This is a genomic window from Micromonospora sp. L5, assembly GCF_000177655.2.
Classification (GTDB): Bacteria; Actinomycetota; Actinomycetes; order Mycobacteriales; family Micromonosporaceae; genus Micromonospora; species Micromonospora aurantiaca.
This window is the reverse complement of the sequence record NC_014815.1, coordinates 6369596-6383618: the sequence shown is the minus strand read 5'-3', so window position 1 is coordinate 6383618 and position 14023 is coordinate 6369596. Positions and strand designations below refer to the sequence as shown.

At 73.9% G+C, this 14023-nt stretch carries 4 protein-coding genes and 1 pseudogene; 3 read left to right on the top strand and 2 right to left on the bottom strand.

What is annotated here, in order from left to right; all coding sequences use genetic code 11:
- The 3 genes and pseudogenes from ML5_RS33205 to ML5_RS29270 all read left to right on the top strand — a co-directional run.
- Window positions 1-5481 (top strand): annotated as a pseudogene (locus ML5_RS33205) (type I polyketide synthase); the annotation flags it as partial.
- A gap of 87 nt (window positions 5482-5568) precedes the next feature.
- The gene (locus ML5_RS29275; RefSeq protein ID WP_013477268.1) at window positions 5569-6621 is read left to right on the top strand and encodes an ABC transporter ATP-binding protein; all 1053 of its coding nucleotides are present in this window, start codon (window positions 5569-5571) and stop codon (window positions 6619-6621) included.
- Window positions 6618-7457 carry an ABC transporter permease gene (locus ML5_RS29270; protein ID WP_013285643.1) on the top strand — a complete coding sequence of 280 codons (840 nt, stop codon included), beginning with the start codon at window positions 6618-6620 and terminating at the stop codon, window positions 7455-7457. Before ML5_RS29275 ends, ML5_RS29270 begins: the two co-directional genes overlap by 4 nt.
- 121 nt (window positions 7458-7578) lie before the next feature.
- On the opposite strand, the gene ML5_RS29265 is transcribed toward ML5_RS29270, so the two are convergent.
- Together ML5_RS29265 and ML5_RS29260 are read right to left on the bottom strand one after the other, a co-directional pair.
- Window positions 7579-10401, bottom strand: a complete 2823-nt coding sequence (locus ML5_RS29265; protein ID WP_013477267.1) for a LuxR family transcriptional regulator — start codon at window positions 10399-10401, stop codon at window positions 7579-7581.
- 512 nt (window positions 10402-10913) lie between these two features.
- Window positions 10914-13769, bottom strand: coding sequence for an AAA family ATPase (locus ML5_RS29260; protein WP_013477266.1), 2856 nt, complete (start codon window positions 13767-13769; stop codon window positions 10914-10916).
- Between the last annotated feature and the right edge of the window lie 254 nt (window positions 13770-14023).

The window sequence follows — 14023 nt, the reverse complement described above, 5'->3', positions numbered from 1 at the left end:
ATGACTGTTTCCCTGGACGAGGTCGTCGGCGCGCTGCGTGCGTCCCTGCTCGACAACCAGAAGCTCAAGCAGCAGAACCAGCAGCTCACCGCAGCGCTCAGCGAACCGGTGGCGATCATCGGCATGAGCTGCCGGTTCCCTGGCGGTGTCAGGTCACCCGAGCAGCTCTGGGACCTGGTGGCCGCCGGCAGCGACGCGATGTCGGCGTTCCCGGACGACCGGGGCTGGAACCTGGGCGCGCTCTACGACCCGGACCCCGACCCCGACAGCCGGGGCACGTCGTACGTGCGCGAGGGCGGGTTCCTCTACTCCGCCGGGGACTTCGACCCGGCGTTCTTCGGCATCAGCCCCCGCGAGGCACTCGCCATGGACCCGCAGCAGCGGCTGCTGCTGGAGACCGCCTGGGAGGCGTTCGAGCGGGCCGGCATCGACCCCACCCGGCTGCGCGGCGCGCCGACCGGCGTCTACGCGGCCACCAGCAGTCAGGGTGACTACGCGGCTCTGCTCACCGGGGTCACCGGCGGCGTCGAGGGCTACCTCGGCACCGGCAGCGCCGCAGCCGTGGCGAGCGGCCGGATCTCGTACGCCCTCGGGCTGGAGGGGCCGGCGGTCACCGTTGACACCGCGTGCAGCTCGTCGCTGGTCGCGCTGCACCTCGCCTGCCAGGCGCTGCGGCTGGGCGAATGCACGATGGCGCTGGTCGGCGGGGTGTCGGTGATGGCCACCCCGACCGTCTTCGTGGAGTTCTCCCGGCAGCGGGGCCTGTCCACCGACGGCCGGTGCAAGTCGTTCGCCGCCGCCGCCGACGGCACCGGCTGGTCCGAGGGGGCCGGCATGCTGCTCGTCGAGCGGCTCTCCGACGCCCGCCGCAACGGCCATCCGGTCCTCGCCGTGCTGCGCGGCAGTGCCGTCAACCAGGACGGCGCGAGCAGCGGGCTGACCGCCCCGAACGGCCCGTCGCAGCGCCGGGTGATCCGGCAGGCTCTCGCGAACGCGGGGCTGAGTGCCGACCAGGTGGACGTGGTCGAGGCGCATGGCACGGGTACCACTTTGGGTGATCCGATCGAGGCGCAGGCCCTGATCGCCACGTATGGGCAGGGCCGGTCCGCGGACCGGCCGCTCTGGCTCGGCTCGATCAAGTCGAACATCGGGCACACGCAGGCGGCGGCGGGTGTGGCCGGGGTGATGAAGATGGTGCTGGCGATGCGGCACGGGGTGCTGCCGCCCACGTTGCACGTGGACGACCCCACCCCGCACGTCGACTGGTCGGCCGGGGCGGTGTCCCTGCTGACCGGCACACAGCCCTGGCCGGAGACCGGGCAGCCACGCCGGGCCGGGGTCTCCGCGTTCGGGATCAGCGGCACCAACGCACACGTCGTCATCGAGCAGGCCGTCGCGACGGACACCGACGACGTCCGGCCGGCCGGTACGCCCGCCCCGCCGGCACCGTGGATCGTCTCGGCCCGCTCCGCGCCGGCCCTGGCCGGGCAGGCGCGGCGGCTGCTGGCGCATCTGGCCGATCACCCCGACCTGACCGCCGCCGACGTGGCGTACTCGCTGGTCACCACCCGGGCGGCCCTGCCGTACCGGGCAGCGGTGATCGGCGGGGACCGCGACGAGCTGCGGGCCGGCCTGCACGCGGTCGCCGAGGAGCGCGACACCCCCGGCGTGGTGCGCGGCGTGGCCCGCCGGGCCGGCAAGGTCGCGTTCCTCTTCACCGGGCAGGGTGCCCAGCGCCCCGGCATGGGCGCCGAGCTGTGCCGCCGGTTCCCGGTCTTCGCCGCCGCCTTCGACGAGGTGGCCGGGGAGCTGAACCGGTACTTGAGCCGGCCGCTGCGGGAGGTGGTCTTCGCCGGGGCCGACTCGCCCGACGCGGATCTGCTGGACCGTACCGAGTTCACCCAGCCGGCGCTGTTCGCCTACGAGGTCGCCGCATACCGGCTGGTCACCGCCTGGGGGCTACGCCCGCAGTTCCTGCTCGGCCACTCGGTCGGCGAGCTGGCCGCGGCGCACGTCGCCGGGGTGCTGTCGCTGGCCGACGCGGCGACCCTGGTGGCCGCCCGGGCCCGGCTCATGCAGCAGTTGCCGCCCGGCGGGGCGATGCTGGCGGTACAGGCGTCCGAGGCGGAGGTGGTCCCGCTGCTCGACGAGCGGGTGTCCCTGGCCGCCGTGAACGGCCCCCGGTCGGTGGTGCTCTCCGGCGACGAGGAGGCCGTGCTCGCGGCGGGGCGGCGGCTGTCTGCCGAGGACCGGCGGTCCCGTCGGCTGCGGGTCAGCCACGCCTTCCACTCCGCCCGGATGGACGCCATGCTGGCCGACTTCCGGATCGTCGCGGAGAAGGTCGCCTGGCACCCGCCGAACCTTCCGATCGTCTCCGACCGCACCGGCGAGCCGCTCACCGCCGCCCAGGCCACGGACCCGGGCTACTGGGTCGACCACGTCCGGGACACCGTCCGCTTCCATGCCGGCGTCGCCACCCTCGCCGCCGGCGGCGTCGGAACCTTCGTGGAACTCGGCCCCGACGGCGCCCTGACCGTGCTGGCCCGGGAGTGCCTGCCCGACATGGAACCGGCGGCCTTCGTGCCGCTCGCCCGCCGGGACCAGCCGGAGACGACCACGCTGCTCGCCGCGCTGGCCGCGGTCGACCTGCGCGGTGCCGGAGTCGACTGGGCGGCTCCCTTCGACGGCAGCGACGCCGCGCGCGTCGAACTGCCCACCTACGCCTTCCACCGCGAGCGCTTCTGGCCGGACCCGCCCACCGTGGATCTCGTCCCGCCCGCCGCGACCGGCGAAGACGAGGAGTTCTGGGCGGCCGTGGCGCAGGGACGACCCGCCGAGCTGGCCGCCGCGCTCGGCCTGCCCGCCGACCGGCAGGACGCGCTCGCCGACTTGCTGCCCGCCCTCGCCTCCTACCGGGACCGGCGGCGTCGCGGATCGGAACTGGACGGGCTGCGCTACCGCGCCGACTGGGAACGCGTCGACCTGTCAGCCCCTACCACGCCGGCCGGTCGATGCCTGCTGGTGGCCGGGGCAGGCACCGACGCCACCGCGGTGCTCACCGTGCTGCGCGCCGAGGGCCTGGACCCGACGCTGGTCACCGTGGGCGACGACCTGGACGCCGTGGCCCGGGCCTTGCTCGCCGACGGCACCTGGTCGGTCGTGGTCTCGCTGCTGGCGGCGGAGGAACGGGCGGCCGGCACGGGGACCGGCGCGCTCGCCGGGACAGCCGCGCTCGTGCGGGCCCTCGCCGCTGCGGGGAACGGTACGCCGATGTGGACCGTGACCCGGGGCGCGGTGACCGTCGACGCGCACGACGCCGCTCCCGGCGTGGCCGGGGCGTACGTCTGGGGGCTGGGCCGGGTGCTGGCGCTGGAGCAGCCGCGCTCGTGGGGCGGGCTGGTCGACCTGCCGGCGGAGCCGGACGACGTCGCGCTCGCCGCGCTCGCCCGGGTCGTCGCGTCCGGCGGCGACGAGGACCAGGTGGCGGTACGCACCGGCGGGGTGTACGCCCGGCGGCTCCACCGGGCCCCGGCCGGCGCCACCGATACGGACTGGCGGCCCCGCGGCGCGGTCCTGGTGCACGGTTCCGCGCAGGTGCGTACCCCACACCTGCTGCGCTGGCTCGCCGAGCGGGGCGCGTCGCACCTCGTCCTCGTGGGGCCGGTGGCGGACGCCGACCCGCTCGGCCCGGACGTCACCGTCACCGCCGTCGACGACCTGGACGGGCTGCCCGAGGCGCTTGACCGGCTGGCCGCCACCGGCAGCGAGATCCGTACCGTCCTGCACGTCGCCGACTCCGACGGGGCCGGCGACCCGGTGGCGGTGCTGGATCCGCACGACCTGGCCGACGCCGTGGCCGCCCGTACCACCGCGGTGGAACTGCTCGGGCGGGCCTGCGCCGGCCTACCGATCGACGAGTTCGTCGTCTTCACCTCGACGGCCGCCGTCTGGGGCAGCGGGGGAGCGGCGGTCGCCGCCGCCGTGGGCGCCGGGCTGGAGGCGCTGGCCGCCGGCTGGCGTGCCGCTGGCCGCCCGGCCACCGTCGTCGCGTGGGTGCCCTGGGCGGACGAGGTCACCGATGCGGCGCAGCTGCGCCGCCGGGGGGTCCGGCCACTGCCCGCCGACGTGGCCCTGTCCGCGCTGGGGCAGGCCCTGGTCCGCGGCGACGACCAACTGGCCGTCGCCGACCTCGACTGGCCCGCGTTCGTGCCGGCCTTCACCGCCGTACGGCCCAGCGCGCTGCTGCGCGGCGTGCCCGAGGCGACGGCCGGTGCCGAGCCGGAGGCCGGCGATGCCGCGGCGACCGATCCCGCTCGCGCGCTGCGCGAGCGGCTGGCCGGCGTCCCGGCCGGCGACCGGCACCGGATCCTGCTGGACCTGGTCCGGGCGCGGGTGGCCACCGTCCTCGGGCACGCCTCACCCAACGCGGTCGAGGCCGACCGGGACTTCCTGGAACTCGGCTTCGACTCGCTGACCGCACTGGAGCTGCGCGACGCGCTGCGCCAGGAGACCGGGGCGGATCTGTCGACGACCCTGCTCTTCGACCACCCCACGCCTACGGCGCTGGCCGTTCACCTGATCGGCCAGATCCTCGGCGCGGAGGCGGCCGGGGACGGCGCGGACGACGCCGGTGGACCTGCCGGGAATGGTGCCGGCGGCGGACTGCTCGGCGGGTTGTTCAACCAGCCGAAGGCGCGCGAGGACCCGGCCGGGTATGCCGAACTGCTGGTCAAGCTCGCCCAGTTCCGCCCCAGCTTCCGCGAGCCGGCGGAGCTCACCCGCCCGGCCGGCATCCTCCGGCTGGCCGAGGGCGGCGCCCGGGCGCAGTTGGTGTGCTGCTGCACGATGTCGTTGCTGTCCGGCGCGCACGAGTACGCCCGGCTGGCCGCCGGCTTCCGGGGCGTACGTGACGTGTGGGCCCTGCCCAACCCCGGGTTCGGCGCGGGCGAGGAGCTTCCCGCCGACCTCGACGCGCTGCTGCGGGTGCACGCCGACACGGTTCTGCGTACCGTCGGCGCCGGCCCGTTCGTGCTGGCCGGTCACTCCGGTGGTGCGATGGTGGCCAACCTGCTCGCCGGGGAGCTGGAACGCCAGGGCCGCCCGCCGGACGCGGTAGTGCTCATGGACACCTACCCGGCCGACAGCGAGGTGCTCGGCGGGTGGGTGCCGCAGCTTCTCGACGGGATGATCGACCGGGACACCGCGTACACGCCGATGGACGACTGGCGGACGACGGCGTGGGCGGGCTACCTGCCGCTGTTCCTGGACTGGCAGCCGACCGAGACGGCGGCGGCGACCCTGCTGGTGCGGGCCACCGAGCCGCTGGGGGAGTGGGACGGCGAACCGGACGGCTGGCGGTCGCGCTGGCCCTACCCGCACGAGGCCGTCGACGCGGCCGGCGACCACTTCAGCATGGTCGCCGACCGGGGTCCGGAACTCGCCGGCACGGTCCAGCGCTGGCTGGTCGCGCGGGGCCTGTGACCGGTTCCGCCCCTGGCGTGCCCCTAGCGCCCCCTATCGGCGCACATACATCTATCGGACCGACGTTCCAGGACGGAGCATGACGACGTGGACGAGGCAGTGGTGGTCACGGAGCTGGTCAAGCGGTACCAGCCCAACATGCCACCGGCGGTGGACGGGCTGAGTTTCTCCGTCGCCGCCGGTGAGGTCTTCGGCCTGCTCGGGCCGAACGGTGCGGGCAAGACGACGACGATCGGGGTGCTGACCACACGGGTGCGGGCCACCTCGGGCCGGGCCCAGGTGTGCGGCGCCGACGTGATCGGCTCGCCCGCCGTCGCCCGGCAGTTGCTGGCGGTCGTACCGCAGCGGGTGAACCTGGACCGGGCGCTGACCGTCCGGCAGAACCTGCTGTTCCACGCGGCCTACCACCGGGTGCCCCGGGCGCAGCGCATCCGGCGGGCGGACGAGTTGCTGGACCAGATGGGGCTCAAGGACTTCGCGAACCACCGCACCGACTTCCTGTCCGGCGGCCTCGCCCAGCGCACGATGATCGCCCGCGCGCTGATGCACTCGCCCCGGGTGCTCTTCCTCGACGAGCCGTCCGCGGGCCTCGACCCGCAGTCCCGGCTCTTCGTGCACGACCGGGTCGCCGAGCTGAAGCGGTCCGGGGTGACCGTGGTGGTCACCACGCACGACATGGACGAGGCGGAGAAGCTCTGCGACCGGGTCGGCATCGTCGACCACGGCAAGCTGCTCACCCTGGACACCCCGTCCGCGCTGACCCGTACGCTGCCGGGCAGCAGCACCCTGACCCTCGTGGTGACCCCCGGCGCCCCCGCCGAGGAGGTGCGGGCCGCGCTCGATGCGATCCCCGACGTGGAGCAGGTGGAACACTTCAAGATGACCGCCAAGGTGCCCGCCGCCGCGCCGGCGTTTCCCGGCATGCCGGCGATGCCGATGCCCGCCCCGGTCCCGGACGCGCCCGCCGACTCGGACGCCCCCCTGTCCTTCCGGGTCTACACCAGCGGCCAGCCGGCCAACGCCATCCCGATGGCGATGAAGATCCTCGCCGACCTGGGCTGCGAGGTCCGTGACCTGAACATCGGCCAGCCCAGCCTGGAAGATGTCTTCATCCACCTGACCGGAAGGGAACTTCGGTGAGCGTCGCCGCCCCCGCCCCCCCGTCCGCGCCGTCGCCGGCCTCGTCGCCGCCGCCGGTGCGCGCGCTGGACCAGTTCGCCACGTTTCGGGCGGTGCTCTCGCGGGACCTGTTCGTCACCGGCCGGGAGCTGGTCGGCTTCCTGCTCCAGGTCTTCATCCAGCCGCTGTTCATGCTGCTGATCTTCGGCAAGGTGCTCAGCGACCTGGGCTACGCCAGCGACGACTTCTCCAACGTGCTGCTGCCCGGCGTCATCGCGCTGAACGCCTTCCTGATCGGCCTGGAGAACACCGCGCTGCCGATGATGATGGACTTCTCCTTCACCCGGGAGATCGAGGACCGCCTCCTGTCGCCCATGGCGATTCCGCTGGTGGCCCTGGAGAAGATCGTCTTCGGCGGCATCCGCGGCCTGATCGCCGGCGTGGTGCTGATCCCGGTCGGCATGCTCATGCTCGGTGTCACCTGGCCCTGGGCGGTGGTGCTCAAGGTGGTCGGGGTGTTGGCGATCGGCGCGCTGGTCGGCGCGGCGGTCGGTCTCGCCTTCGGCACCCTGGTGCCCACGCAGCACATCCAGATCATGTTCACAGTGGTGATGACCCCGATCATGTTCACCGGTGCCACCCAGTTCCCGCTGCTCGGCCTGGACTCGCTGCGCTGGTATCAGGTGATCTGTTCGCTGAACCCGCTGACCTACATCAGCGAGGCGACCCGGTCGCTCGTCGGCCCGCCGGGGGTCGAGTCGCTGCCGCTCTGGCTGTGCATGTGTGTCCTCACCGGGGTCTTCGTGGCGTTCTCGGCGATCGGCATGCGTGGCTTCATGCGCCGCGCCATGGACTGACCGGCCCGGGATGCGTCCGCCGAGGGCCCGAACCGCTTCTGCGGTTCGGGCCCTCGCTGCGTCGTCGCCGGTCGCGGTGGGTGTCGCAGGGGGCGGTGCCACCGCGCCCCTGCGACAGCCGTCAGGACGTGGCGCTCTGTGTCTCGTCGGCCAGTGTCTCGGCGTACATGACGAGCCGGGACGGAAGGTCGGTCCGGCGCTTCACGTCGAGCTTGCGGTAGACCCGGGTCAGGTGCTGCTCGACAGTGCTCACCGTGATGAAGAGCCGGCTGGAGATCTGGCGGTTGGTGTGGCCCTGTGCGGCCAGCGCGGCGACGCGCCGCTCGGCGTCACTCAGCCCGTCGTCCGGTTCCTGGAGCTCGGCGGCGGCCGGGTACGCCGGCAGTCCGCTGCCCGGCTCCCGGCGGATCAGCCGCTGAGCCAGCACCGACGCCCCGCAGTCCTGCGCGAGCTGGTAGGCGCGGCGGACGAGCAGCCGGGCGCGGGCGGAGTCTCCGGCGCGCTGGAGTGTCTGACCGGTGTCGCCGAGGGCGCGGACGAGCTCCAACCGGTCGCCGCTGGACTGGAGCAGGTTGACCGCCTCGGAGAGCAGCTTGCGCCGGTGGTCCTGGGCGGCGGTGGTGGCGAGCAGGCGCAGCGTACGGCCCCGGGTCCGGTCGTCGACCCCGTGCGGCACCCGCAACTGCTCCTGCAGGAGCTGCATCGCCTGCGTCTTGTTGCCGACGCTGAGCTGCACCCGGGCCAGCTCCAGCCGCCACGGCACCAGTCCGGCCGCGTCGATCCCCCACGTACGCATCAGCTCGCCGCAGCGCCGCAGGTCGGTGGTGGCGGCGTGCGGCCGGCGTACGGCCAGGTGGTGCCGGCCGCGTGCGGCCAGGTAGTGCAGGCCCAACGGGGTGCGGAACATGCCGGGCGGGGTCGGGTGGGCCAGCCACCGGTCGGCCTCGGCGAACCGGCCCGACTCCGTCGCGGACGCGATCAGGGTGGACAGCGGTCCGGCGATCGCCACACCCCAGGCGGGGGCGGGCATGTCTTCCAGGGCCGCGCGGGCGTGGTGCTCGGCACCGGGCAGATCGCCGACGCGCAGGGCCGCCTCCGCCCGGATCGCCCGGATCACGGCCCGCCAGCCCGGCGCGTGCTGAGCCACCGGCCGGTCGAGCAGCACGTCGCCCCAGACCGCGGCCCGGTCCGAGCGGCCGGCCCAGAGCAGCGCCAGCAGGGGCGCGGTCAGCAGGCCGAGGGCGCCGTCGTCCGTGTGGTGGCGCTGCAGGATCTGCTCGGCGGTCGTCACCGTGTCGTTGTCGGCGGTCGGCGCCAGCGCGGCGCCGAGCACCGTGACCGCCTGCAGGAGCGGGCTGACGGTGGTCGGAGCGCCGGCCGCGCGGCCCCAGGTGGCCGGGGTCTGCCGCACGTTCGCCAGGTGGTCCGGGTGGGAGAGGGAGATCAGAAGCTGCATGATCCGCAGGCGGCCGGGCGGGGCGGCCGGGCCCTGCTCCTCGTCCGCCGAGAAGCCGCTGACGGCCTCGGCGGCCTCATCGATGCGGCCCTGCCAGAGCAGGTACGGCACGGCGGAGAGGCTCGCATCGGTGGACCAGCCGGCGGCCCGCGCCGTCTGCACCAGCTCCGTCAGCTGCCCGTTCACCGTCAACGGGTTGATCTGCCAGCGGGCATTCACCAGCATCTCGGTGGTGGCGGTGCGTTGCCGCTCGTCCACCGGCGCGCGGGCGAGCAGCCGCAGGCAGGCTGCCGCCACGTCGGGCCGGCCCGACGAGAGCGCGTGACCGGCGGCGTCCTGGAGCACCGGCACCCTCCAGCCGGTCACCGCCGCACCGGCGGCAACGAGGTGCTCGGCGACCACGCTCGCCTCGGCGCCGCGGTCGTGCAGCACCTCGGCGGCCCGCTGGTGCAGGCTGCGCCGCTCGTCGGCCGACATGTCAGCCAGGATCGAGCGCAGGATGCGCGAGTGGCGTAGCTGGTCGCACTCCATCAGGCCCGAGGTACGCAACACCCGTACCGCCGGGACCGTGGTCGCGGGCATCACGTCGAGGAGGTGGCCGAGCAGTTCGGTCGACGCGGGCCGGTCGAGCACGGCGAGCGCCTGGGCCACCCGGCGTACCCCGGGCTCGTGGCGGTAGAGGCACCCGAGCACGGCCTGGTCGAACGCGTCACCGACGGACGGAACGTCGTGGTCGCTGCCCTCGCCACCGGCCCGCTCGTCGAGCAGCGCCCGGGTGAGCAGCGGATTGCCTCCGGTCATCCGTACGTAGTGTTCCGCGGTCGCGCGGGTGTCGGCGTCGTCGACGGCGCCCTCGACCAGCCGGGCGACGGCGTCGACGGTCAGTGGTGGCAGGCCGATCCGGGAGAAGTGCGGCTGGCTGAGCAGTTCGGCGCGGAACAGCGGGTGCGGCGGGCGCAGCGTCGACGCCTCCGCGAACACGACCATGATCCGGGCGTGGCGCAGCCGCCGGGTCACGTAGAGCAGGCAGTGCAGCGAGGCCGGGTCCGCGTGGTGCACGTCGTCGACGAGGAGGACCAGGGGCCCGTTGGCAGTCAGGTCGATCAGGGTGGTGAAGAGGCCGTGCAGCAGGGGTGCCCAGGCCCGGTCTCCGTCGGACGCCTCGCCGCCGACTTCGGGCAACGGCACCGCGGAGGTGGCGTCGCGCAGCAGCTTCTCGACGTGGGCGGCGGTCTCCGGGGCGAGTCGTGCACTGTGGAACAGCTGCCCGACGACTCCCAGGTGGAGACCGCGCTCCGCCCGCGAGCCGGTCGCGCTCATCACCTGCCCGCGGGAGCCGGCCGTCCACTCGCCGAACGACTCCAGCAGGCTGGTCTTGCCGCTGCCCACGGCACCGGTGACCAGCGCGACGTGTCCGCGCTGCTGCTCCTCGCACGCGTGGAACACGCGCCGCAGACGGGTGATCTGTTCCTCTTGCTGAACCAACACCTGCGCGTAAGCCCTCCTTGTACGCGGCGCGGGCCTGGAAACGCCGGTGCGGCCCGACACCGCCACCCCTGCCGGAGACAGCCGCCCCTCCGCCCGCGTCTCGACGGGTAGGGGTGGAGCGCGCCGGGCGGCCACGCCGGGTGGACCTGAAATCCTTCGTCGGACCGGTCTTCTTGCCGTACGGTCCGCGTGTCGAGGCGAGTCTGGCACCGGCATGATGGTGCGACAACGGGCGTGAGACCCCATCGTTTCGCACCCGAACCTGCGGCCCCAGAAGGCATTTAGGGGTTGCGCGACTCGGGGTGAGGGTGTTGGAGCCGATCGGCCCGGGGGAGGCGACACGCCGGTGAGCGGCCGGTGTCGGGGCGTAGGGCTTGATGGTGCCACACCGCGACTCCCGGCGCACGCCTGGTGGTACCCACAGTGGTGGTGAGCAGACTCTTCGCGACGGTCGGCGAGGGCGACGGTCGCGTGACACCCGGTGGCTGTTCCGTGCGGAAGCCCGACCGGGATCAGCGCGGCCGAGGGCCGGACGGACGGCCGCCCGGGGGGTCCGTGCCCCGCGTCAGCGGATCCAGCACCGTCGTACCGGGGCGGTCGAACCGCAGCCGTCCGGCGAGTTCGCTGCGCGAGTTGACGTCCAGCTTCCGGTAGATGCGCGTCATTCGCTGTTCGATCGCGCTGACCGTCAGGAAGAGCTTCTCGGCGATCTCACGATTGGTGTGACCCTGGGCGGCCAGGGTGGCCATCCTGGATTCGGTGTCCGTCAGGCCCTGGACCACGACCGCCGCACCCGCCCGGCCGCCGGTGGCACCGTCTCTGGTGGACAGGGCGCTGGGCCACAACGTCGGGATGCCGCACTCCTCTGCGAGAGCCCGGGCCGACCGGGTCGCGGCGCGGGCCTGCCGCCGGTCGCCGGCCTGCTCGTAGGCGTGACCGAGGTCGGCAAGGTTGTGCGCCAGTTCCATCCGGTCGCCGCACTGCCGCAGCAGCCGTACGGCGCTGCGCAGGTGCGGGATCCGTTCCTGTCCCTCCTCGGTCGCGGCCAGAACCCGCAGGGCCGCGGCCCGGTACCGGACATGGACGGGCCGCAGCCGGGCCAACTCGTCTCGCACCAGCTTGCGCGCCTGCTGACGGCGGCCCATCCGGAGCAGTGCCCGAGCCGACTCGGTGCGCCACGGCACCAGGCCCGAGAAGTCCAGCCGCCACCGCTGCATCAGCTGCCCGCAGAGCTGGAAGTCGGCCAGCGCGGCCTCGGGGCTTCCCGCGGCGAGGGCGTGTGTCCCGCGGGCGTGCAGGTAGTGCAGCCCGAGCGGGGTCTCGAAGATCGCCGGCGGCACCGGCACCTGAAGGCAGGCGGCCGCCGTGTCGAGCTGGTCCATGAAGGTCAGGGCCCGTATCCGGACGGCGAGAGGTATCCCGATCACCACCCCCCAGCCTTTCGGCGAGAGCTGCCCCAGTGCCTCGTCGGCCAGCTTGCCGGCGCGGGGGAGGTCGCCGAGCCGGCCGGCGACGGCGGCCCGCAGGGCGGTGAGCGTAGCCGAGGGGGTGGGGTGGTGTGGGGTGGCGAGGTGGCGGTCCAGCCGGTCGCACCAGTCGTCGGCCAGGTCGAGCCGGTCGGCGTAGATCATGGCGATGAGGGCGCAGATGACCCTCCACATGTGCGGTTCGTCGTCCGGCCCGGTGGTCGACAGTGTCCGCTCGGCCGCCTCGACCACGCCCGCGTCACCCCGGGCCAGCACGCCGGACAGCAGGATGACTCCGCTGAGCCCGTGCTTGACCCGGGCCAGCGTGAGCGGATCCCGCGCGGCCACGGCGGGCGCGGGCCGGTCGACCATGACCCCGGGATAGAGCGTCGAGATCCAGCCGGTGATGACGAGCAGCTCGGCCGCGGACTGCGGATCGGCGGGATCCGACCGCTCGCTCAGGTGCCTGACCAGGTCGACGGCCTTGTCGATCTCACCGTGCCAGAGGAGGTACTGGATGGGGCCGGCGGCCTGTTGGCTGCCGAGGTGCCCGGCCCGGATGGCGGTGGCGACGCTGACCAGGTGGGGGATCGTGGCCTGCGGGTCGAGTCGCCACTCGGCGCGAGCCAGCGCGGAGCGGATCCGCGCCCGCAGACACTCGCCGACGCCACTGCGGTGCGCCCGGCGCAGGTACCGCAGGGCGGTCTCCACCTCGCCGTCGAGCAGCGCCTGCTCGCCGGCGTCCAGCAGGGTCTGCGCCATCCAGGGTTCGGCCAGCTCGCCGATGTCCACCAGGTGCGGCGCGATCCGGGCCGGGGGCGCGCCGTCGTCGTGCAGCAGGCGGGCTGCTCCCAGATGCAGCCGTACGCGTTCCTCGGCGGTCATCCCGTCGATCACGGCCTGGGTCACCGCCGGATGGCGCAACCCCTGTTCGTCGATCAGCCCCGCGCTGGTCGACTTGTCGACAGCGCCCAGCGCGGGGTGCAACCGGGCGTCGACGAGATGCGGCAGCAGGCTGCCGTGCAGCGGCTCGCCGGTCACGGCGAGCACCCGGGCGGCGTTGAGCACCAGGCGGTCGCAGCGGTACAGGCAGCTCAGCACGGCCTCCCGGAACGACTCGCCGACCGCCGGGGCGTCGGCGGACCGTGGCGCGGCTGCCTGGTCATCGGCGAGCGCATGCACCAGGAGCGGATTCCCGCCGCTGATCCGGTGGCTCTCCTCGGCGATGCTGCGGGCGAGCGGGATGTCGAGCCGCTGGGCGAGCAGCTGGAACGTCCCCTCGGCGGTGAGCAGCGGCAGGCGGATGCGGTGCAGCTTCGCCGGTTGCAGCATCTCGGCGTGCACGTCCGCCTGCCACGGCCGGGTGCGTGGCGCCTCCGTCAGGACCATCAGCACGGGCAGGCCGGAGAGCCGCCGGGCCACGTAATCGAGACAGCGCAGCGACGGCACGTCCGCGTGGTGGATGTCGTCCACCACGATGACCAGCGGCCCCCGCGAGGTCAGTTCGAGCAGGGCGCGCCCGATGGCGGCGGTGAGCCGGGCGTTCTCCGCGTCCGCCGGATCGGCGTCGCTCCATGCGAGGGCGCCCGCGTCCAGCAGCCGGGCGAGGCGGGCCCGGATGTCGGGGGCGTCCGCGGCGCACGACGGCACCGCGCGGACGAGCTGCCGGACGACCTCCAGCGGTACGCTGCGCTCCGCGCGGGAGGCGCTCGCGCCGATGACCCGTGCTCCGGCGTCGCAGGCGCGCCGGGCGAAGGTCTGTGAGAGCGCGGTCTTGCCGGAGCCGACCGGGCCGGTCAGCACGGTCACCGGCCGGTCGGTCGGCGAGGTGCCGCCGCGGAGCAGGTCTGCGAGTCGGCGCTCCAGCAGGCCGAGCTGGCTTGAACGCTCGGTCAGCTCCATCACCGCCCCCTCCGGGGGAGGGCCGCGTGCCCGGTGCGGCCCGACAGCTCGACCAAATTGGAGACCGGCAATTCTTGACCCATTCCATTATCGGCAAGTATCGACGGGTGTCGAGCTTTGCCGGTGCGCCATCGACCGACTTGACCGGTTGGCTGCTGCGAGCCGTGTTCCCGTGTGCGTCGGCGATAATTCCCCAGCTCTCGCGGGGTCGACACTTCCTATCGACCTCCTTGATGGTGGGAGTATGGCAGTTG